Annotated in this window: 17 protein-coding genes; 6 read left to right on the top strand and 11 right to left on the bottom strand. The window is 57.7% G+C overall.

The genetic code is table 11. From position 1 onward, the window contains the following. Positions 1–9: 9 nt before the first annotated feature. The gene (locus tag ACH2ED_RS17000; RefSeq protein ID WP_309696347.1) at positions 10–246 is read right to left on the bottom strand and encodes a LuxR C-terminal-related transcriptional regulator; all 237 of its coding nucleotides are present in this window, start codon (positions 244–246) and stop codon (positions 10–12) included. A 187-nt stretch (positions 247–433) separates the two neighbouring features. On the opposite strand from ACH2ED_RS17000, the gene ACH2ED_RS17005 reads away from it, so the two are divergent. The 3 genes from ACH2ED_RS17005 to ACH2ED_RS17015 all read left to right on the top strand — a co-directional run bounded on the left by ACH2ED_RS17005 (position 434) and on the right by ACH2ED_RS17015 (position 5,751). Then, positions 434–2,920, top strand: coding sequence for a sugar phosphate nucleotidyltransferase (locus tag ACH2ED_RS17005; RefSeq protein ID WP_395093702.1), 2,487 nt, complete (start codon positions 434–436; stop codon positions 2,918–2,920). Between the two features lie 291 nt (positions 2,921–3,211). Continuing rightward, positions 3,212–3,646, top strand: coding sequence for a large conductance mechanosensitive channel protein MscL (mscL, locus tag ACH2ED_RS17010; RefSeq protein ID WP_395093705.1), 435 nt, complete (start codon positions 3,212–3,214; stop codon positions 3,644–3,646). Between the two features lie 44 nt (positions 3,647–3,690). Next, entirely contained in the window at positions 3,691–5,751 is a 2,061-nt protein-coding gene (locus ACH2ED_RS17015; RefSeq protein ID WP_395093708.1) for a DUF5916 domain-containing protein, read from the top strand. A gap of 73 nt (positions 5,752–5,824) precedes the next feature. Here ACH2ED_RS17015 and ACH2ED_RS17020 read toward each other — a convergent pair whose 3' ends face one another. The 5 genes from ACH2ED_RS17020 to ACH2ED_RS17040 form a co-directional block, all read right to left on the bottom strand. Beyond that, positions 5,825–7,156, bottom strand: coding sequence for a hypothetical protein (locus ACH2ED_RS17020; RefSeq protein ID WP_395093711.1), 1,332 nt, complete (start codon positions 7,154–7,156; stop codon positions 5,825–5,827). A 79-nt stretch (positions 7,157–7,235) separates the two neighbouring features. Next, positions 7,236–7,937 carry a hypothetical protein gene (locus tag ACH2ED_RS17025; RefSeq protein ID WP_395093713.1) on the bottom strand — a complete coding sequence of 234 codons (702 nt, stop codon included), beginning with the start codon at positions 7,935–7,937 and terminating at the stop codon, positions 7,236–7,238. Positions 7,938–8,066: 129 nt separating this feature from the next. Beyond that, positions 8,067–9,941, bottom strand: coding sequence for a S8 family peptidase (locus tag ACH2ED_RS17030; protein WP_395093716.1), 1,875 nt, complete (start codon positions 9,939–9,941; stop codon positions 8,067–8,069). Continuing rightward, on the bottom strand, positions 9,938–10,114 hold the full coding sequence (locus ACH2ED_RS17035; RefSeq protein ID WP_395093718.1) for a hypothetical protein: 177 nt from the start codon (positions 10,112–10,114) through the stop codon (positions 9,938–9,940). Before ACH2ED_RS17035 ends, ACH2ED_RS17030 begins: the two co-directional genes overlap by 4 nt. After that, positions 10,111–10,425, bottom strand: coding sequence for a hypothetical protein (locus ACH2ED_RS17040; RefSeq protein ID WP_395093721.1), 315 nt, complete (start codon positions 10,423–10,425; stop codon positions 10,111–10,113). The genes ACH2ED_RS17035 and ACH2ED_RS17040 overlap by 4 nt, the downstream gene beginning before the upstream one ends. On the opposite strand from ACH2ED_RS17040, the gene ACH2ED_RS17045 reads away from it, so the two are divergent. From ACH2ED_RS17045 to ACH2ED_RS17055, 3 genes are read left to right on the top strand one after another with little or no spacing between them, the layout of a single operon-like run. Continuing rightward, entirely contained in the window at positions 10,424–12,346 is a 1,923-nt protein-coding gene (locus ACH2ED_RS17045) for a DUF6785 family protein (RefSeq protein ID WP_395093724.1), read from the top strand. The genes ACH2ED_RS17040 and ACH2ED_RS17045 overlap by 2 nt on opposite strands. 39 nt (positions 12,347–12,385) lie before the next feature. Then, entirely contained in the window at positions 12,386–13,417 is a 1,032-nt protein-coding gene (locus ACH2ED_RS17050) for a Gfo/Idh/MocA family protein (protein WP_395093727.1), read from the top strand. Positions 13,418–13,463: 46 nt separating this feature from the next. After that, positions 13,464–14,480 carry a Gfo/Idh/MocA family protein gene (locus tag ACH2ED_RS17055; RefSeq protein WP_395093729.1) on the top strand — a complete coding sequence of 339 codons (1,017 nt, stop codon included), beginning with the start codon at positions 13,464–13,466 and terminating at the stop codon, positions 14,478–14,480. Positions 14,481–14,494: 14 nt separating this feature from the next. Here ACH2ED_RS17055 and ACH2ED_RS17060 read toward each other — a convergent pair whose 3' ends face one another. From ACH2ED_RS17060 to ACH2ED_RS17080, 5 genes are read right to left on the bottom strand one after another with little or no spacing between them, the layout of a single operon-like run. After that, complete coding sequence (locus ACH2ED_RS17060; protein WP_395093732.1) at positions 14,495–15,181, bottom strand: phytanoyl-CoA dioxygenase family protein; 687 nt, start codon at positions 15,179–15,181, stop codon at positions 14,495–14,497. After that, a complete protein-coding gene (locus ACH2ED_RS17065) occupies positions 15,178–15,513 on the bottom strand; it encodes a hypothetical protein (protein WP_395093735.1) in 336 nt (111 codons plus the stop codon). Before ACH2ED_RS17065 ends, ACH2ED_RS17060 begins: the two co-directional genes overlap by 4 nt. Positions 15,514–15,517: 4 nt before the next feature. Beyond that, complete coding sequence (locus ACH2ED_RS17070) at positions 15,518–18,466, bottom strand: DUF2341 domain-containing protein (RefSeq protein WP_395093738.1); 2,949 nt, start codon at positions 18,464–18,466, stop codon at positions 15,518–15,520. After that, positions 18,463–20,052 carry an NPCBM/NEW2 domain-containing protein gene (locus ACH2ED_RS17075; RefSeq protein WP_395093741.1) on the bottom strand — a complete coding sequence of 530 codons (1,590 nt, stop codon included), beginning with the start codon at positions 20,050–20,052 and terminating at the stop codon, positions 18,463–18,465. Before ACH2ED_RS17075 ends, ACH2ED_RS17070 begins: the two co-directional genes overlap by 4 nt. Further along, positions 20,049–22,109: a hypothetical protein gene (locus tag ACH2ED_RS17080; protein ID WP_395093744.1), complete on the bottom strand. Its 2,061-nt coding sequence runs from the start codon at positions 22,107–22,109 to the stop codon at positions 20,049–20,051. The genes ACH2ED_RS17075 and ACH2ED_RS17080 overlap by 4 nt, the downstream gene beginning before the upstream one ends. Positions 22,110–22,138 lie beyond the last annotated feature (29 nt).

Genomic DNA, 22,138 nt, shown 5'->3' on the forward strand with positions numbered 1-22,138 from the left:
CTCCGAAATTTACTGCGGGTTGTTGCTACCCGGGTAGGCCAGTAGACCGCGTCGTGTTGCCTCACGAAAGGCCTGAAGACGGTTGGTAACACTGAGCTTGCTGTAGATATTAGCCAGATGAAAATCCACGGTTCGCTTGCTCACATAGAGCTGATCCGCCACTTCTTTGCTGGACTTTCCCTCGATGACGAGAGATAGTACTTCGACCTCACGCTTGGTGAGTTTGACTTGGCTGTCCGTTGACATACCGCTATTCGTATAAATGCCCATGGGGCTTGTTCCCTCCTGTATTCTCTCCGCGACTGTTTTTCAGTCTAAAGCTTTGGGCCCTCCCTTGCTCTGTACTTGATTTTTGCCATAACCAGGTAAAGAATTCATCTATAAATTTACTAGGTTTCGAGTGTTTTTCTCAGCTAGTGTAGAATACGAGGTAATGCAGGCAGTAATTCTGGCCGGGGAGCGGGGCGCTCCCCTCTATCCCCTCACGGCGCGCACGCCTCGCGCCATGCTTCCGATCGTCGCCAAGCCCCTGATCCAGTACTCTCTGGAGCAGCTTAAGCGCCACGAGATTCGTGAGGTGATCCTCTGTCTCCAGGTGCTTCCCGAGGTCTTTGAGAGCCGCTTCGAGGACGGCAAGGCACTCGGGCTCAATATTCGCTACCACCGCGAGCAAGTGCCTCTCGGGACGGCGGGCGCGGTGCGTGCTGTGAGCGATCGGCTGGTGGGCAAGAATATTCTTGTGCTGAATGGCCATGTTCTCACGGACGCCGACCTGAGTGCGCTGGTAGCCTTCCATGAGGAAAAAGAAGCAGCCGTGACGCTCTTGCTCACCAGCGTGCCGGATGCATCACGCTACGGCGCGGTGGTGCGCGATGCCGAGGGACGTGTCCAGGCCTTTGCCGAAAAGCCGCCCGTGGGGGAGGTGGCCACCGACACGATCAATGCGGGGGTCTATGTCATTCGGCGTGAGATCCTACGGCGCATCCCGGTCGGCACGGAGTTCTCCTTTGAGCGGCAGCTCTTTCCCCAGCTTGTGGCCGAGGGTGCACCCGTCTATGGATTTGTGGCCCCGGAGCACTACTGGCGCTCGATCACGACTCTCAACGACTACCAGCGTGTCCAAGCCGATGTGCTGGAGCAGCGCGTGCAGGCAACAATAGAAGGCGTCGAGGTACGGGAGGGAGTCTGGGTAGGCGAGGGCGCGACAATCCACCCGACGGCGGAGATTCGGGGGCGGGTCTTTCTCAACCACCATACCGAAGTGGGACGCGATGCCAAGATTCGGGGAACCGTGGTGATTGGCTCGCGCTGCCAGATCGGGGAAGGCGCACTCATCGAGGACTCGGTGATCTGGCGTGGCTGCGTGCTTGAGGAACAAACTGAGGTGCGGGGAAGCATTTTAGGCAACCACTGCACGGTGCGCGCGGGTGCCCGTATTCGCCCGGGTGCCGTGGTCGGTGCCGATGCCGTGATCGCATCCATTGTGGCGCACCTGCCCAGCCAGAGTGAGATCCAGCGCGCCGGAATTCGCTTCGGCACCGATGGCTGGCGCGGGATCTTAGCCGACGATGTGACGGTGGAGAATGTCCGGCTCCTGACCCAGGCACTCTGCGACTGGGTCAAGAGCGACTCCGTTCCAGGCGACGGGGTGATTGTCGGCTACGATACCCGCGCTCAGTCCGACCTCTTCGCCCGCGCCGCCGCCGATGTGGTAGCTGCCAACGGCCTGCGCACACGCCTCTCGCACGCTGCCTGTCCCTCCCCCACGGTAAGCTTCGCCTGTCGTTTCTTCGGAGCCGCCGCGGGGATTGTCATTACGGCAAGCCACAACCCGGCGAGCTTCTCGGGCATGAAGGTGAAGGCGCACTACGGCGGCCCCGCCTCCCCGGCCATGACGACGCGGATTGAGGAGAAGCTCCGGGAGCTGCTCATGAGTGGGGGGACACCCCGCACCGAGGGCGGCACCGTGGAGCTGACGGACTTTGCAGCTCCTTACCTAGCGCACTGCGCCCGCCTCGTTGATCTGTCAGCACTCAAGCAAGCAGGTCTTGTCGTGGTAGATACCCTCCATGGCGCGGCGGCGGGCTATCTGTCCCAGCTCCTGGCTCCCGCAGGAGTTGCTCTTCAGGAGATCCGAGCGGAGCGCAACCCATTTTTTGGGGGTGTCACACCCGACCCAACCCCTGAGAACCTGGAAGCACTCTTTAGAGCCGTGCCTGCTGCCAAAGCGGCCCTCGGGCTGGCACTCGACTGCGATGGCGACCGGCTAGGAGCGTGTGACGCAACAGGCACGTTTGTGGATGCCCACAAGCTCTTCGCACTACTACTACGTCACCTGGTAAAGACACGCGGCCAGACGGGCGGCGTGGTGCGGACAATCTCAACCACACAGATGGTGGATAAGCTCTGTGCGGTGTACGGCCTGCCCCTTGTGGAGACACCGGTGGGTTTCAAGTTTCTCACAGAGAAGATGCTGGAGGGCAATATTTTGATCGCGGGTGAGGAATCGGGGGGCTTCGGCGTGGCGGGGCACTTACCGGAGCGCGATGCGATTCTCTCCGCACTTCTCATTCTCGAGGCAGTGGTGCTCTCAGGCAAGTCTCTGGCGGAGCTTCTCAGCCAGCTCGCTGAGGAAGTCGGGCCACATGAGTACATCCGCATCAACCTGCGCCCTACCCCGGCGCAGATGCACCGCATCCACACCGCGCTCCAGAGCTTCAAGGCGACAAGCTTTGCGGGCGCTCAGATCGCGGCGATCCGCCGCCGTGATGGCACACGGCTTGACTTCGAGGACAGCTCCTGGCTCCTGCTGCGCCCCTCGGGCACGGAGCCCCTGGTGCGTGTCTACGCGGAAGCGGCCACCCGTGCCCGCGCCCGGGAGCTCACCGAGGCAGGCGTGGCATTTATTGTCACAGCCTAGATTTTTTTATTTTTTCTACAAATGGAACATTACCTGTATAATGTGCGATCTGAATGAATCGTGCACGGCCATTCAGTTTTGCCTCCCCCGCCCTCGTTCCTCGGGCACCCCCTCCGGCTCTCGGTCGTTCCTCCCTGCGAAGGGGGACGCACGGGAGCCCCAAACCCTTCGCGGAGCCCGTACCCAGAGGGTGCCCATGGCGAGCCTAAGCGAGCCGGGAGGCAAAACTGAATGGCCGTGTGAATCGTGCCTCAAAGAAGGCAAGTGGTATAGTCGAAAGGAATGTATAAGATGTCGTTAGTTAAAGAATTTCGTGAATTTGTAGGCTCAGGCAGCGCCGTAGATCTCGCCGTCGGTGTTCTTGCCGCAGGGGCACTCGGAAAGATTCTCCAGTCGTTTGTGGACGAGATGATCATCCCACTAACAGGACTGTTAGGCAAGGTAAGCTGGGCCGATGCGTATGTGGTTCTCAAGGGCGACGTTCCCGCAGGGAAAGCACTGGTCGAAGCACGCAAGATTGATGGAGCTGTTATCCTAGGATACGGCCAGTTCATGACGGTTGCTGTCAACACACTTATTCTTGTCTTTGCCGTTTTCATGGTCGTTAAGGCAATCAACGCCATGAAGAAGAAGCAGGCCGAGGAAGCCGCCGCGGCACCGCCGCCCGCACCGCCCGCACAGGAAGTGCTCCTCACCGAGATTCGCGACCTGCTCAAAACAAAATAATTTTCGGGAACCCCGAAAAGCTCTCCGCTGTATGAGAATTCAGCATGGATAGCAAAAGTCTCCAGGCGGCGAGTTGTGCACTCGCCGCCTTTCTCATGATCGGCCCCGCGTGGGCCCACTCTCCCGCGCAGCGAGAGAGCTTCAGCCTCCCTACCACGAAAAGCGCTCCGAAAATAGATGGGGATCTCTCCGATGCCTGCTGGAAAACGGCGTTTAAGGCGGGAGAGTTCGTGCGCTTCACCGGCGGCGCCCCTATTGTGGAGCAGACCGAAGCCTGGGTGACGACGGATGGCACGACGCTCTATATTGCGTTTGAGTGCCGCGACGAGCACCCGGAGCTGATGCGCGCCAGTGAGACGCAAAGGGGTAGCTCGGCGGTGGAGGGCGACGATCACGTGAGCGTGGTGATTGACAGCCAGAACCTGCGGCGTGGCGCGTCTAGCTTCTCGGTGAACGCGCTAGGCACGCAAGTCGAGCATCTGGAAGGGGGCACGGCGGGCAATATCACCTGGGCAGGCGACTGGAAAGCCGCTTCCAAGCCCCTCCCGGAGGGCAAGGGCTGGAGCTGTGAGATTGCGATTCCCTTTCAGCTCCTGCGCCACCCCGCGCGAGCACGGGCGTTTGGACTCCAGGTAGGTAGGTCGCTGAACCGTGAGGGCAACCAGATGATCTGGCCCGCGCTCCCCCCCGAGGGCCAGTCGTTTTTCTCCCGCGCCTCGTTTCTGCCCGAGCTGCGCCTCGCGCAGCCGATGCCCGACCAGCGCCCTCCCGTGGTAGTGCTTCCCTACAGCCTGACAACCGCCCGCACCGAGGGCGCCAGCGCCCGTCAGGGTATGGACATCAAGTACCCTTTCAGTACGACGCTCACCGGGTTGCTTGCGGTGAACCCGGATTTCCAGACGATCGAGCAAGATGTCGCCAGCGTCAATTTTTCCTATAACGAGCAGCAAGTCCCGGATCGCCGTCCGTTCTTTGCCGAGGGCAATGAGTTCTTACCCTCCAGCGAGGTTTTCTACTCACGCCGTGTCGGGCAGTTCGATGACGGCCTCAAGGTGGTGGGTCGTGAGGGCGCGACTTCCGTGGGGCTTGTCACGTCACAGTCGCGAACGGGGGAGCCCGATCGGACGAGTGCGGCTCTCGCGCTCCGTCAAGCCGTGGGGCTTTTCAGTGAGTACAGTGTCTATGCAGCCAGCGATAATCGCGCGGACAAGCTCAGCAACCGCGTGGTGCGGGCGGCGGGCAACTACGGTTGGGTGGATGGCACGCAGCGCAATAGTATTTACTTCTCCCGCAGCCAGTCCTGGCAGGGAGGGATGCAAAAAGGCGGAGCCAGCGATCTGACACTCAGTAGCCGAGGGGCGCCGGGCAGGCCACGCTACCGGGTTTCCAGCTCCTCCCTCTCCGAGGACTTCATCAGCAATCTGGGGCTCGTGCAGGATCGTAACCGCAAGGGCTGGTCAGCCAGTATGGGGATTCGTAACCAGCTTGATCGGGGCCGCTTGCTCTCGTACGATGTGGACTGTGACTATTTCTCCAACAAGCGCCTCACCACGGATGCATTCTTCAACGAGAGTATCTCCCTTGATCTTGGGGTCAATACCCGGGATGGCTTTGGCCTCGACATCAATCTCGACGAAGGCCGTCGCCAGCAAGATACTGCCACGCGTTACCACGACCGGCTGGCGGGAGGAGGCTTCTCCTGGAACCAGCGCACGCTCTTTCAAGGCGGCGGGTTGCGCTACCGAAGCGGCATGCAGGGCGGACTGCCCACGCAGAGCCTGAGCATCGGTCAGGGCTTTCTGGTGAGCAAGCCCTTCTCGGTACGAACCTCGTCTAGTCAGCAGAAGCGCGGTGGCGTCACCACGCGTCAGACCATCATCACAGGAACCTATCGCCTCGACAGCCTGCGGGCACTCTCGGCACGATTGCTCTCCCAGAACGGCACGGGCAACGCCGCCAATGTCGGCTCCCAGACCGGAACCAATCTCTACTTTGCCTACTCCCAGCGCTCCCGCAAAGGCACCGATTTTTTTCTTCTGCTCGGCGACCCCAACTCCGGCAGTACGCGCTCGCAGATGACGGTTAAAGTTACTCGCCCGCTCTAGCTGACCTGTGGTGTCGAGAAAAGCATACTATAGTATGAGTAACAGAGTGAGTGCGTGATGTTTTCAATTGGTATCACCTGTTTGTGATTTCGAATTTGATTGAAAACGATCCCTCAAGTTCTCCAATAGCATTGGGTCTGAGCAAGCCGATTGATGCATATTTTTTATTTCTTTGTTCCGTAACGGAAAAATTTGCCCATATTTGATCTTCTGGGTAATTCATCAAGTCTGGCCTATTATAAAAATATTTCAATGACAAATTTTCACATACAATCTGAATTGACGAGGCCAACTGGATTTCATAAGGAGTATCACTAAATGGTATCTCCGCTTTCTTCTCTTTAATCATTTTTTCTTTAAAATCATCAAGGATATTTTTCACACTTAACACAAGAGTTCCTAACCTGTCAGTTTTATTAGTATTATTATTTTCTATATAATTTAAAAATGGTAGAATCGTTGCATCTCTTAATGCAATCTGTAATTGTGAGGCCGATTTTGGATGGTGAACAAGTTTTTGAACTAGCTTTTTTTGTTGTGGTTGATTTATCAACTCAAGTTCAAATAATTTTTGAACACTTCTAATAATTCTATCATCGCTGGTAGCGGCCTTATTTATGATTTCGATCGGCAGTCTTTTGATGGGATCGGATAAAACTAAACGGTTCTTCTCTGAGAATTGTAAATCTAGTGCGTCACGGAGAAAAATACCTTTTGATGGTACTAATTTGCTTTCTCCAAATTTTTTGTCGATATTAACTTCTCTGCCTAAAAGTAACCTTTTCCCATTTTCATTAATTAAAAGCAATAATGAACTACCTTGTGACAATTTATTATCTATAACTACTTTACATTTATTGATATTTAAAAAATCTGGAAATACTCGTTTCAGATACATCAGAGCATCCCCAACTGTAGAATATAAAAACAAATTGTACAATGTATCTATATTTGATTTTTCCAAGAGAGTTATTCGAATGGGAGAATTATATTTTATTAATCTATTTTTTTCTGAGAAAAACATTTCTTGTAATTTTTTCTCAATAATTATTTGATATGTTTGTTTTGCAATTCTGATTTCAGGAAAAAGATTAATCAATATATCGAACCAATTTTGCCCAGTTTGCATAATTCCTTCAGGGCTTACGCAGGGAAAAACTATATCCTTATCTTTATAAGATTTTCTTAACAACCAGGCATTATTGTAAGGCTTAATCAACTCATATCCAAAATTATCCGCCACATAATTTATATTTACATTTGAGTAAGTCTTATTTTCTTTATGGTTTAAATCAAGTAAAGATCCTTCTGTAATCAAACAAATATTTCTACGCTCTACTTCTTTCCTTATTAGATCTCGAACAAAAATTCCGTATTCAATTTTCTGAACCGTTCTTATGCTCATTAGTTTGCTATTAATTTATTCCTAGAATTACAGGACGGAATCATATTCCCGCCCTGCAATCTACTAACCAAAAATAAGATTAATCTGAAAGTACCGCATTCGCACTGGCCCGTGCTTCTGATGCCCATGAAGATGAACTAGTCCCACTTGCAGATGCACCTAAATCGAAATAGAAAGTTATTATATTCCATGAAAGTAGGTTAGGAACAATTTTAATATCACTTGAACCGGCTACGGGATTTGGATGCGTTGAATATGTCGCTTCAATTTGAGATGTAGGAATTAATCCAGGCTCCGTCGGATTCGTTTGACCGCAAGATGCAATAGCGCCATTCATGACTCCATGCGTAGTGGTTGCTTTGATATTCCAGAAGCCTTTAACAGAAAACGCTCCAGAAGCATTGGAACCATTCCAACTGAAGATAGATTTAAGTGTACCGGATATCGACGCGTTACCAGTGGGCGTAGCGTACATTACAGGAAAAGATGTTCGCCAAGTTTTGGCATAGATATAATCAAAAGTTCCACCATTGAGTTCCGTAGGAGGAAGAGGCTGACCATATTCATTAATTATAGCATCAGCCCCCATCGAACTTGATGCCGATGATGCATTTCCGTTACGAATCCAAACATCTGAAGATGTCCATTGTGCAAAAGCAATTTTGTCACAGAAACAAGCCATACTCAGAAGAGATGCACAGATAACAGAAGAGATTTTCATTTTATTTTTTACCTTCCTAAACAGTAGCTCAAAAACGGTGAGCAGAAGATCAAAGATCATTCCTCAATTTCTGAAATGGAAGTATGCATTATGGTGGTCGTGTTTGTCAAGAAAATCTTGAAAGCCTTTCCCAAAAGAAAAAGCCCCGGGAAAGTCTCCACCGGAGCTTTTCTAGTCGGTAGCTCGCTGCTACCGCAGGCGTTTTGCGGCCCAGAGGGCGCTTACCACGGCCAGCCCGAGAGCGACTGTCATGTTGGCGAGTGTCCAGGGAAGCGCACTCGCTCCAAATGTCGCGGTGGTGAAGGGGATCGTCGCGTTGTTCCAGTTTGCGAACAAGTTCACGCCCACCCCCAGCGCCGCGCCCGACGCCACTTTCAGGCCGGGGCCTTTACGCAGCATCCAGACGAGGAGCGCGGGCGTGAGGGCGGAGAAGCTCAGTAAGTTCCACGCGGAGTCCGCACCCACGAAGTTGGTCACGGCATCCGGGACAAAGAAGCCCCCCGCAATCGCCGCTCCGATACCAGCACGCAGCGCGAGGTTACGGCGGCCCAGCGGCCCGCCAAACCCGATCAGGAGGCCCGCGAAGCCAATCGCCAGGGCGTGGCGCAGCTTCCAGGTATTCTCCGCCGCACCCTTGGCGGTGAGCTTGCCCACATTAAGAATCCCCGCGCCGTATTTTTTGGTGTTGTTCTCCTTGGGCTTGCTGGCCGTTTTTTGCAACAGGTCTTTAATCTTCGCAGGGTCTTTGGTGCCCTGGCTGTAGGCCAGCGCGGCGGCTCCGGCAACATGGGGCGACGCCATAGACGTTCCCTGGAAGGCGAAGTAGTCGTCCTGGCCCTGGTAGACCGTGTTCTGAAGGATGCCGTCTTTGGGGTCTTTGGAGTCAATCATGTCGCCACCCGGCGCGGCAAGGGCCACTTGCTTGCCCCACGACGAGAACTTAGAGAGCTTCCCGCTCGGCCCGACACTGGAGACGGCGATGCACTCGGGGAACGCCGCCGGGTAGCCGACGCCTTCCTTGAAGCTGTTGCCCGCCGCGCAGACAATCGTGACCCCCTTCTTGCGAGCGTACTTGCAGGCTTCGTGGATCACATCGGACGGGTACATCGAGCCTAGGCTCATGTTGATAATGTTTGCGCCCTTGTCGGCGGCAAAGCGAATGGCATCGGCAATATCGGCACTGGAGCCACTCCCCTCGGCGGAGAGCACCTTGAGCGGCATGATGGTCGCCTCAAACGCGATCCCGGCCACGCCCTCGTTGTTATTGGTGGACTCGGCAATCGTCCCGGCGACATGCGTCCCGTGCCCGTGGTCGTCGTCGGCGTTGGTGGTCTTGCTGACAAAGTTATAGCCCGCCGTGAACGTCGTTTGCTTAAAGTCCCGCGCCTTGCTCACGCCGGTATCAATCACCGCGACAACCGCGCCCTTGCCACGGGTACGCTCCCAAGCGCCTTCCGTGTCAATCATCCGAAAGTTCCACTGCTTGTCATAAAGCGGATCGTTCGGCTTCGTGCCCATCGGGGCATCGTCGGCAACAAGCTCAATAATCGAGGTGCCGCCCTGAACTTGCGATGACTTTATTGTATCCACAGACTGATAGGCCCAATGATCTTCATTGTGAACAGTCGGATCGGCCATCGTCGTGGTTTCGACTGTCGGATCAATCACGCGCGAACGGGCGGCGGAAGACCCGGCTTGCTCCAGATTAAACGTGATCTCCGGCTCGGCGGCTTGCACACGGGAGTCGTGGCGCAGGGTGTTGAGATCGGCGTTGCCATCGGTGACGCGGTAGAGGCGGTTGTCCTTGGCCTCGATGGAATTCGGAGCTAGCTTGAGCTTGTACTGTGTCGCAAACGCCTGAATGTCGGTGTCGCTGACGTTGTCGTTGAAGTCCACGAGAACTGTTGGGGTTGCGTTATTAATCAGAGCACCCAGCGGGTCGTTGAGGCTGAGTGGCTCGTGAGTCTCTTTTGTTGTCCAGACGGAGAGCATCGGAATTGCGGTGGCACCGACGGCGGCGGCGATGCCGAGGGTGGCTAACGTATTTCTCAGAGATTTTGTCATGATGGTTTGATCCTCCGAATAGGTAATGATTTCTTTTTGGCGAGTGGAGTCACGAGATCAAGCGGGCTTTTTTGCTCATTGAAGTGCGGGCTGACGCCCGCCACTTGCCGGTCTTTGTTCACTTCCGGCGTGCGCTCGTCGAACTTGGGGTTTCCCCCCGTGTGGGATTTCATTTCTCAAGCTCCTCTTGTAGCTTCGGGTTGCGCTTTAAAATATACTCGTAGCGGTCTTTGAGGCCCGGCGAGCGCTCGTCGAAGAGCGGGTTGCCGCCGGCGTAGTGGGTGTCTTTGGGGTCGCCGTACTCGTTGCGGCCCTCGCGCTTCACCCAGTCGTCAATCTTTTGTTTCAGCTCATCCGAGATCATAAAATAGCCCCCTGACCCCCGCCCGGCGGGGGGACAATAAAGTTCGGCCTTCGGCCCGTTATCTACCAAAGACGATGTCGGCAGGATTATGGTTGCACCGTAGTAGAAATTATAGACCATGTTAGCCCTTCTTCGCCCACTTCTGGTGGGACTGCTCTTAATCCCCGTGTGTTGCTACTGGTCACAGGATCAGGTCATTGACCGAATCTTCTCGCTGATGGTGCCGCCACTGGCTCTGACCATCGTCCTGGCGCTGCTCAATATCCCCGTGCGGAGAGTGCTACCGAAGTGGGCGCTCAACGGACGGGAGATCGCGGTGGTCTATGCCATGCTCACGATTGCCTGCGCCATGAGCGGCGAGTGGATGGACATGGTCGCTCCGGCGAGCTACGGCTTTGCGGTCTACTCCTCCAACAACCCACGCTACGGCACGTATATCCTACCCTACGTCCACGACTGGTTCTTCTTCCGTGACCCCGCCCCCCTCAAAGCCTTTGGTGAGGGCGGCAAGACATTTGGCTTTTTTGTCTCCCAGTTGCCGCTCTGGTGGCCCAAGATCGGGGCGTGGACGCTGCTTCTCACGCTGGTCACCACAGCCATGCTCTGCATCAGTGCGCTGCTCAAAGACCAGTGGGTGCACAAAGAGCGCCTCGCGTTTCCCCTAGTGCAGCTCCCTCTTGCCCTCACCGAGGAGAGCGTGCCAGGGCAGACACCGCTCTGGAAGAACAAGCTGTTCTGGGGGAGCTTCGCCGTGGTATTTGCCATTGACATGCTCAATGGGTTCTCCTTTCTGTACCCTCAGCTCCCCCACTTCAATATTCGCTTTATTGGCGACTTCAACCGCGCCTTTGTCTCGCCGCCGTGGAACCAGACCGGCTGGACTCCTGTCGGGATCTTTCCGTATCTGTCGGCGCTGGGCTTTCTCATGCCCACGGACTTGCTCTTTTCCCTTCTCGTGTTTTTCTTCGTCCGCAAGGCGCAGCAGATTATCGCCTATAGCATCGGCAACGAGCAGGGAGTCTTTGGCGGGGGAGGGCTCACGCCCAGCCCGCCGTATTTCTCTGAGCAGAGCTGGGGAGCGTTTATCGGCCTCTTTGTGAGTGCCCTCTGGCTGGCCAAGCCGCACTTAAAGCAGCTCTGGGCGCAGATCAACAGCGGCGAGCGCGATCCCAGTGGGGGGCTTCCCGCGCGGTTTCTCTTTGTCCTGCTGCTGGCCTGCATCGCGGGCACGGCGGCTATCGGTGTCGGGATCGGCCTTCCCCTCCCCTTCATCTTGCTTTATGTCCTGCTCTTTCTGGCCTTCAGTGTGGCTGTCACACGGCTACGAGCCTCGCTGGGCGCTCCCACCCATGAGATGGCGTTTATGGGCCCCCACCAGCTCGTCTTAGACTTTCATGGTAGTGCGGGGCTCTCCAACGAGCTGCTCACGCGGACGCTGGCGACATTCCACTTCATGAACCGGATTCATCGGACGCACACCATGCCGTCGCTGATGGAGGGACTCTATCTGGCGGATCGGGGGAAGCTCTCGGCCAAAGGCATGTTTCTGGCGCTCTTTCTGGCAATCCCCCTGGGCACCGTGGCGGGATTTCTGGCGCACATCTACTTTGGCTACCGCTACACGCCCGTGAGCTGGGTCTCCGGTGAGCTGGGCGGCTTTATCAGTAATATCCTCTCCACCCCGCGCCCGCCTAACCCCACCGCCATGCTCGCTGTCGCAGGCGGCTTCGGAACCGTGATGCTCCTGGATTTTGTCCGCTTCCGCATCCCCGGCTTCTGGCTGCACCCGGCGGGCTACGCGCTGGCCATGAACTTCGGCGTGGACTACTACTGGTTTGGCCTCTTAATAGTTCTCATCGTCAAAGTATTCGTCCAGCGCTTCTACGGCCTCAAGGGCTACGGCCAGCTCCGCCAGATCGCGTTTGGCCTGATCGTGGGCGAGTTCATGGCCGAGCTGATCTGGGCGACATTCTCCATGCTCAACGACAGACAAACCACATACTCGATCTCCATCAATGGCAAGATGAGCTGGGACCAGTGATTGACGCAGCCCCGGCACGCGGGGTATCCTTGGGGCGCTATGTCAAACCGCTACACACCCCTGCGCTGGGGAATTCTCGGGGCTGGGAGTATCGCCAACCGCTTTACCGAGTCCATCGCGCTGCTCTCGGATCAAAATGTCGTCGCTGTCGGCTCACGTGATGCCGAAAAAGCCGCCGCCTTTGGGAGCAAGCACAGTATCACCAACCGCCACGCCAGCTACGAAGCTCTCTGCAACGACCCGGACGTGGACGCGATCTATGTCGCCACGCCCCACACCTTCCACAAAGAGCACAGCCTCCTAGCCCTCAAGAGTGGCAAGCATGTTCTGTGTGAGAAGCCCTTCACGATCAACAAAGCCGAGGCCGAGGCTGTTATCGCAGTCGCCAAAGAAACGGGCCTCTTTCTGATGGAGGGTATGTGGAGTCGCTTCTTCCCGGTCTGGGATAAAGTGCGTGCGCTGATCGCCGAGGGCGCGATTGGCAAGCCACGCATGCTCTACGCCGACTTTGGCTTTCGCTGCGGGCCCAGCCCCTCCAATGTCGGCGACGACGGTAGAATCATCGGGCTGAACCCCCAGGCGCGCCTCTTCAACCCGGAGCTCGGTGGCGGAGCGATCATGGATGTCGGAATCTACCCGGTGAGCCTGGCCCAGATGCTGCTCGGGAACCCGGATCAAGTGGCATGCCTGGGGACGCTGGGACACACGGGCGTGGACGAGAACGCGGGGATGCTGCTGCACTTCCCCAGTGGCGCACTGGCTATCACCAGCACGTCGTTTCAGGTCAGCACGCCCCAGAGCGCGACTCTGATTGGCGAGAGTGGCAAGATCGAAGTGGCGGCCCCGTGGTGGACCCCGCGCAAGCTCACGCTGACCCGAGGCGGTGAGGCCGAGGTCTTTGAGCTGCCCTTCGACGGCCCCGGCTTCCAGTTTGAGGCCATCCACTTCGCCGAGCGCCTGCGCGCCGGCCACACCCAGAGCGATATTCTCTCCCATAGCGACAGCCTCGCCGTGATGGGTGCTCTGGACAACTTACGCGCACAAATTGGGCTAAAGTACCCGATGGAGTAGTTCCTCACCCCCATGAACGGGGGCGAAAAGAAAGAAAAACATGTCAATGTATTCACCCCTTCGCTGGGGATTTTTAGGCTGTGGCTCCATTGCCAACCGTCTGGGCGCAGATGTGTCCAAGCTAAGTGATCATAAGATTCAGGCAATTGCCTCGCGCGATCCTGAGAAAGCGGCCAAGTACGCCGCAAAGTTCGATGTGCCGACCCAGCACACCGACCCCGATGCCTACACCAAGCTCGTCAACGACCCGGAGATTGATATTGTCTACGTGGCGACGCCGCATAATTTCCACCGTGAGCAGGTGCTACTGGCGCTGAACGCAGGCAAGCACGTGCTGTGTGAGAAACCCTTCACGGTGAACCTCAAGGAGGCCGAGGAAGTGGTTGCCAAGGCGCGGGAGAAGGGGCTGTTCCTGATGGAAGGTGTCTGGAGCCGCTGCTTCCCGGTCTGGGTGAAGGTGCGCGAGCTGATCGCGGAGGGCACGATTGGAAAAGTGCGCCAAGTCTATTCGGACTTTGGCTACGGTGCAGGTACTCTGGATGATAAGAACCAGCTGATTATCGGCAATCCCAATGGGCGGCTTTTCTCTCGCGAGCTGATCGGGGGGGGGCTGATGGATGTGGGGGTCTACCCGATTAATATCGCCATGATGCTACTGGGGAAACCAAGTGTGGTGAAGGCGTTCGGGCAGCTTGGAAGCACAGGTGTTGACGAAAATGTGGGGGTCGTACTGGGCTTCCCAGACGGTTCCCTCGCTACCTGCACGACCTCGATTCAAGTCACCACGCCGTTTGTTACCACAATTATCGGCACCAAGGGCAAGATCGAGGTTCCGTTCTGGTGGCGCCCCAAGAGCCTGATTCTAACGGCGGATGGTCACACCCAGACACTAGAGTTTGAGCACGAGGGCGAGGGCTTTCAGTTTGAGGCGATGCATGTGGCGGAGTGCCTGCGCGCCGGAAAGACGGAGAGTGAGATTCTCCCGCTCGATGGGACACTGGCCGTCATGCGTACCTTAGACGCGGTGCGTGTGGAGATTGGCCTCAAGTACCCTGGGGAGTAGCCTTTGGGGCGCGTCTATGCCACGCCGCGAAAGCGCCGATCCGCCCAGCGGGTGGCGTACTGGAGCTGAAGCACATAGCGTGTCCGGTCGGAGAGATTCGGTGCGCCCCGGTGCCAGCACTGGTGGTTGGTGAGATACACATCTCCCGCCTTGCAGAACACTGGCACGGGGCCCTGTCCTTCAAACACGGGATTCTCTTCGCCTTTCGGGGGCCGACGGCCTGAGTAGTGGCTCCCGGGCACAAACTGGGTAGGGCCATGCTCCAGAGTCTCGATAGCACTCAGAGCCACTTGCACCGTCAGCCAGAGCACGGGCAGGCGAATCCGGGCATCGAAGCGCGGGATCTCCTCGGGGAGGGGCAGCTCCAGCACATCGTCCACGTGCCAGAGCGAGATCGCCTGCCCTGGCTCGTTACGGATCACATTGAGGGCATTGAAAGCGGGCTGTGGCCCCAGTGCCGCACTCGCCAGCGCTTGAATCTCAGGCCGCTCGACTAAGCTGGCGAAGAGCGGGTCGTACTCTGCGCCGCGCCGCAGTACAAACGCCCCGTAGACATGCGAGATAAACTTTGGGTCAACCTGCTCGCGGTTGGCAAAGCACGCGTCGGTTTTCTCACGCAGCGCCGTTACTTCGTCGGGCGTGAAGATGCCAGGGAAATGGAGAAAGCCCTCGCGGAAAAAGACATCAATGTCAGCGGTCATCTTGGGAGTTTACCTGAACTTTGGCGGCTGCTCCCTGAGTAGCTTGGGGTAGGCAACCGATCACACTCACCAATCGCCATGGGTTTGTTGCCGATAATCGGCAAAATATAGTCGTACCAGCTCTGGTTAAAGCCCTGATCGTAGACATCAAAGGCAAAGATCTCCCAGTAGCGTGCGCCGGTATTGTACTCCGCGAAGTCTCGGGTCAAGTCCTGCATGTCCCAGGTCCAGAGACCAGGGTACTTACCAACTCGCTTGAAGATCTCGTCGGTTTGGAGCGACGGCTTGCCATCAATGCTCTTAAGATAGTCTAAGACGGCAACTTTGTTCATGGTGTTATTGGACTGTGACATCGCAGAAAGTCAGGGCGGCGATTCCGTTGGCTCCTCGCAGGAGCCGCTTCTGGCTCCAGGCCGCGCTGTCAAGATAGGTAATTTTCTGCGCCGTCGTCGGCTCCGTGAGCGTGAGAGTCAGCCGATTGCCCGAAACCACGCCCGAGGCTATTTTACCTTTTTGACCATCGAGATAGAACTCGCTCGCCAGCGCACTGTCCCAGACAATGGCCTGATCGAACTCCAGAGTCAGTGAGTCTTTCTTGGCGCTGGTAAAAGTGGCACGCCTCAGACTTGGCGGCGTGATCGGCTCCGTAAAGATCTTGCCGTAGCTGTCGCGCTGGATTATCGGGAAGATCAGCCGTGCGAACTCGGCGTAGCCTGCCGCAGGGAAGTGGCAGCCACCGGGTGGATCAATGCCCAGTGTGGACATAATACTCATCTTCGAGAAGAGCGAGGGCAGCTGACGCTGGACATCGCGGAGCTGATTGTCGGAGCCGTCAATGCCCATCGCGCACGACTTGGGCCAGATCTGGAAGAGATAGTGGCGCTGGAGATTCGGGAAGTCCAGCTTCCAGGCGGCAGTGAGATCTATAAAGTACTCCCGATAAGTCTCCCAGCCAAAGCCGCCGGTGGGGCCATCCGCGCCCTGATCGTTCTCGCCCTGGTGCCAGAGAATCCCTCGAATGCCGTGGGTCAGCCCGGCCTGGCGCACACGCCCCAGCAAGCGCCCGTAGATGGTAGTGGGGTCGGTAGGGTTGTTGGGATTGCGCTGGTGCTGGTCAATACGCGTCCCCCCGACGGCACCATTCAGAATGCAGAGGGGAACCTTCTCACTCTCCATCAATCGCCGCGCCAGCTCCATCCCCCAGTAGCCGATCTCACCCGTCTTGCCATCTTGATTTCTATGGCGAGCGTCTTCCCAGCGCGTCCCGAACGTCCGAATCCACTCGCTCTGAAACGCGGGGGTTTCCTTGCCAAAGTCCGTGGCGACCGCGTTGGACTGCCCCTGGATCACAAATGCATCGCCGCAGACGAGATTCGAGGCCGTGCGCAGAACGGTCGCTTGACCGCCCGTGACACTCCCAGACTCCGTACGGTAGTGGATCAGACCCGGCTTGAGCGATACGGAGAGCGCATAGGCACGGCTCGCAGGGAGCTTCTGCGTGACGGTCTTGACCAGTGTCCCGTCAGCGTAGAGGCGCAAAAACACGGAGTCGGCGGGGGTGTTCAGCATGCCCTTGTCGTGGAGCGTCCCCTCGTTTCTGGCATTGCGGGCATAGAACTGGTTGTCCACGGGCTGCTCATCGGGGGCGGGCTTGCGCTCGATCCAGGGATCGGCCTTGGGCTCCGTCACCGCAAGTTTCACCGCCTGTGTCACGGGTGCGCCGCCGTTGTCCACCGAAACGCTCACCGTGAGTGTCCCGCTGTTTTGGGCACGAGTGAGGCGCAGCTTGCCGGGAAGCACCTCTTTGCGGGTCGCGAGCCCGTCCACTTTCCAGGCGTAGCGCAGTGGCAGAGCGCTCTTGTCCGCCGTCGCTATAATCTCAATCGGTGTGCGTCCGTCCCACTGGCGCGGGGCTTTGAGCGAGATCACGGGGTCAGCAATCGCCTCCTGGATCGTCACCGGAATCTCGCGGCTCTTGACGCCCTCGGGATAGACAGCTTTGAGCAAGAGTGTGTGTTTTGTGTCGCCGCTTACTCGGCCCGCGTCGAGCGTGTAGGCAAGCTGGTCGGTGGCGACAATCTTCTCTTGCCCCTTGTGCTTGAGCACCCAGAAGAGCTTCTGCGCCCCGCCTGCCTGCGCCGTGATCGTGGCCCGCTCGCCCTCGCGCACGGTGAGCTGTGGCGACGAGACGGAGAACTCACTGCCGGGCTGCACGAGCATTCCCACCAGCGTCTGCAAGGGTTTCTGGTTCTCGTACTCCAGGTTCACCCAGTCGGCAGAACGTGCAACAGAGGAAACTCTAACTTCATCCATCTCGCCCACAAAATCGTAGCTGTTGTACCAGCCACCGATCCAGAAGCGAGCGGGATTTTGGATATTCAGCGGCGCGGCTGATGACTGCGCTGTGCCGTCTAAGACACCGTTCACATAGACCCGCGCATTGCCCTTTTCGTAGGTGTGTACCACGTACAGCCACTCCCCCATTGGGAGCTTGCTCTTTCCCGCGACATTGGCATCGGAGAAGTAGCAGTCCATGCTGACATGCGGCGGACTACGAAACTGCATCGTCACTTTGCCCTGGCGCTCCTCGTTGCCCCAGCCAAGAATCCGCACGTTGGGGCGCTCCGCCCGAAACCACGCCTGCGAGCTATGCGGCTGGCTGCCCGCGGGGAGGCTCGTGAGCTTCTCGCCTCCGGCAACTCCCTGATTTTCGGCAAAGCGCCGCGCCACCCCAATCAGGCCAGGCGCGAGAGTGGTGCCTTTGTTCGTCGCCGTGAGCTTGCCCGTTGCGTCTGCCAGTGTTTCGTCCATGTGCCAGACACTCAGGTAGCCATTGGTTGCATTAAACACTGCCGGGCCGCTGGACTCGCTCTTTGCCGCCGGGTTGCCCCAGTGTAGCCGTAGCTCCTGGCGCGCATTGCCGGTGATCTGAGGGACACGCACCCAGACACTCGCCGTCCCCGCTTGCGCGTCCCACTGCTCGATCTGATAGGCAAGCGGCTGGCCCTTGCTGTTCGTGACCCGCAGATCCTCGCCGTGGGGCTGTGCCTGAGCAAACGCAAACGTCTCACGGCGGAGGCGAACCAGCACCGGAAAGTCCGTGAGTATCACCGATGCGGGCAGGTTTGCGCCGTCGGGAGTGGTGAGTAAGTAGACGGAGCCGGAGTGCTGCCAGGCTTGCCCTTGCGGACGGGCGGCAGGGCCGCCTTGCAGACCAAACAAAAAACACGCGAGAAACGCGAGAACCACAGGGGCATTTACCACCGAGGATTGCTGTGTTTTCATGCCACCACCCGTGCTTCGGCCCACGTACCCAGAACATTATCGCCGGTAAACTCTAGCATCAGGCAGCCTTTGTTCGTAACATCAATATCAATGGTCTTTGGTGGTGCATCGGGGCGGAGCTTGCCGCTGTCAAACAGCACTTTATTGCCGAAGAAGTCCTCTTCCAGAACGCGAAAACGCCCCTCAACGGTGGGCAGATTCGACGGATCAAGGCCGACCGTGGCTTGGAAGCGGCTCGCGCGGCCATTGAGCTTGTACATCGCGACCGACTTGCCCTGGCAACCCAGTCCCTTGCGGTAGAAGTTCCCATTGAGCACCAGCGGCTCGCGTTTTGCACTCTGGTCACTGACCGGCGGACGGTCACGTCGCCAGATGTAACAGAGATCGCTGAGATAGGTGACGCCGTTCTTGGTGACCGTGTAGCGCTCTAAAGGCAGCGGTTCAGGTGCGGGCAGAGGGCGGCCACGGGAGCCGATCTTAAGAAGCTGGTGCTCGTGCTGCGCGAGGCGTGGACTGGTGAAGGAGCCCTCAAAGGCACCGATGTCTTTGCGGAGCCACAGATCACGAACTTTTTGACGACCCGTTAGTCCAATCAGCTCCCACGGAACCGTGATCGCGGCGGGCTTATCGCTCTTATTGAGAATCAGCACGGCGGTTGTCCCGTCGGCGAGGGGCTTGTTGTAGATCTCCTGGCCATTGTTTTTCAAGACTTTGTAGCCCTGAATGCCGCGCGGATCCTGGTTGATCGCAATCACTTCCTTAGCCGTCAGAATAGTCCGCACGCTCTCGGGCATCTTGCGCAAGTCGTTGCCCGCCATGAGTGGTGCGGCCAGGATGCACCAGAGACTGAAGTGGGCGCGGCTCTGGGTATCTGTCTTGAGGTTGCCCACTTGTAGCATGTCGGGGTCGTTCCAGTGCCCCGGCCCGGCAAACTGCCCCAGGCCATTGAAGGCCGGATGGGTCACGTGGTCGCCCGCCGACGTCTCAGCGCAGTTGTAGACCGAGTCCATATTCGGGTAGATGTCATACGATGTCCGCCAGAGCTGGCCGATCTTCTCGCCATCCCAGGCCCACGCGCCACTGCCAAAGTCGGACATACTCAAAATCATCGGGCGGCCTGCCTTGGCAATCGCATCCCGGTAGAGCGTGTAGTCATCGCTACTGAGGCGCTTATTGAGCTCGGCGTAGCAGCTATCGAGCTTAAGATAGTCTACGCCCCAGCTTGCAAAGGTCTGTATGTCCGTCGTCTCGTGCTGGTAGCTTCCGGCGAGGCCCTGGCAGGTTAGCTTGCCCCGGTCTTCGTAGATGCCAAAGCGCAGCCCTTGGGCGTGAATGTAGTCCCCGATAGCCTTCATGCCGTTTGGGAACTTCATCGGGTCGGCCACTAAAATCCCCTTGCTATCGCGCTCCTTTTGTAGCCAGCCATCATCAAGCACTAAGTAGCGGTAGCCCGCATCGCGCATCCCAGAGCGCACCAGCGCATCGGCGATCTCCTTGATGGTCTTCTCATCAATCTTCTGCTCAAAGGCGTTCCAGCTATTCCAGCCCATCGGCGGAGTCTGTGCGAGTTTTTGGGAGGTAGTCATGATTTTTTCCTAGCGCGGAGGCGGATTGGATTGCCGCGTCGGCCTGCACTCACGGGATAGAGGTTCCACTGGTTGGCTCCAGCGGGCTCCAAGTGAAACTCTCGTGTGTTGTCACGCAGCTCAGCCTTGAGCTTCTCGGCGAATGCGCCGGTTTGCCGCGCGGTCTCCCACTGGTGGATCGCCTCAAGAATCGCGGGGATCGCCCCGAAGCGCTTTGCGGTCTCGGTGGAGAGAGGGTCGGCACTTAGCTGTGCGGTGCTGGCGAGGCTGGTCGCCAGTGCGAAGCCCGCATCGAAGCCCGCCGCCCGTGCCAGCAGCCACTCGGCGTCTTCGAGAGTGGTCTCAGGACGCAGGGCGAACCAACCCAGCATCCGGGGCATGAGGTTGCGGCTGTAGTGGAGCTGGTTCTTGAAGCGATAGAGTGTCTGGCTTTCCCGAAAGCCCGCGTACCAGGGCTCGCCCCAGTTCATGCGGGTGTAGACATGCCAGTTGAAGTGCCCGGGGTTACTGGCATCGTTGATCTGACCTTTTAGCTCGGGGGAAAGGCTTGTATACCAGCTCTGCGTGAAGAGCGTGCGCCCGTACTGTCCCATGCCCGTGGACCAGTTGCCCTCCAGACCATCGAGCGAGATCTGGAGAGTGCCTGTCTGATTACAGAGCGCGGCGATATTTTTAGCCATGTCTTGTGTCAGCAACGCATCCGTGAGAAAGACCTTGTAGTCGTGGTCCATCAGCTTGCCAACGGCGCTCTGGTTCGCGTGCGCCGTGGCTTGCGTCCCCCACGCCCCGCGCTGGCAACCCAGAAGCCGCCAGGGTGCGCTGGTCGAGACACTCTCAAAACGAATCAGCTCCTCGCCGATTGCCACAGTGCTCAGCGCGGTCTTCTTTACAAACGGCTCGGGGTCGGCAATCCGTAGCTCGGTCTGGGTGACGGAGATACTCGCCGTGAGTACACTCGTGCCGCTTCGGGCGAGGCGTGGGTCGGGGCGGGGCGTGACATACGGATCGTTGGGGGTAACAAAGTTGGAGAGCGTGTGAAAGCCGACTCGAACTCCGGCTTTTTTGGCACGCTCCACACACTCGCGCAGACCCGCGACCCCGTGAGGAAAGAGTGCTGGCTTCAGGCGAAAGTGCCCCCAGGTCTCAAACGGCGAGCTATGATAGAGATAGCGCAGCCCCGCCTTCAGAGTCATCTCAATTGCGCGATCAATCGTGCTCTCGCTAAAGTCCACGATGAGATAGGAGTCTGTGGCTCGGGGGGATTTCTTCGCCCAGACCCCATCGAGCAGTGGATGCGGCAGGCCCTCCGCGACTTCGATTGCCCCGAGCGTGTCCAGCGCTTTTGCGGCGGGGCAGGCAAAGAGCGCGATCTTGCTGCCGACCACGCCACCGTCGTCGAAAGCAGGTGCAGGGAATTTCTCGATGCCCCAATTGGCGATTAGCCGCGTCTGGCTGCGGTTGCGACAGTAGCACTGAATCACGCTCCCAAAGGCGGTGCGCCGTGCTGTGTCGCCGCGAAAGAGCTGGTCTTTCTTGAGCGCATCGGGCAGATCGGGGTAGCTGCCCGTGTCATCGGCGGTGTAGTCGGGTTCAATATCGCTCTCCTGCCCGGGAAAGCCCCCGAGGGTCTTGGTATTGAGCGCCTGAATGCCTATCGCCCACTCGGAGTCGCGCACCACCCCGATAATCTCGCCAATTGTCTCCCCGATCACGGTCGGGTACGGCCCCCAGACCACCAGCTCGACAGTTTCTTTTGGAGCCACTTCGACGAGCTCCAGCGTGAGATGGGTTGGCTTAGCCTGCACCGCGAGCGCCGCGCTGACGCCCGTCGCGCCAAAGCCAAGCGTCAGCCGCTTGGTCTTCGCGTTCCAGCGCGCGGTCTCGGGTGCGTAGAGCTTCCCAGCGATCCGTAGTTGCAGAAGCGGAGCGGGCTGCGTAGAGGCAAGATAGCTCCGGCCATCACGGCGGCGTGCCAGCGCGACCAAGGCGCCACTAGCACCCAGCACAAAGGTGGCATCGCGCGTTGTCCAGGTAACGACGGTCTCTGTCTTTATCACACGCTACTATAGCCCAAAAAACGAGAAAT

This window comes from Armatimonas sp. (assembly GCF_043757465.1).
Lineage (GTDB): Bacteria > Armatimonadota > Armatimonadia > Armatimonadales > Armatimonadaceae > Armatimonas.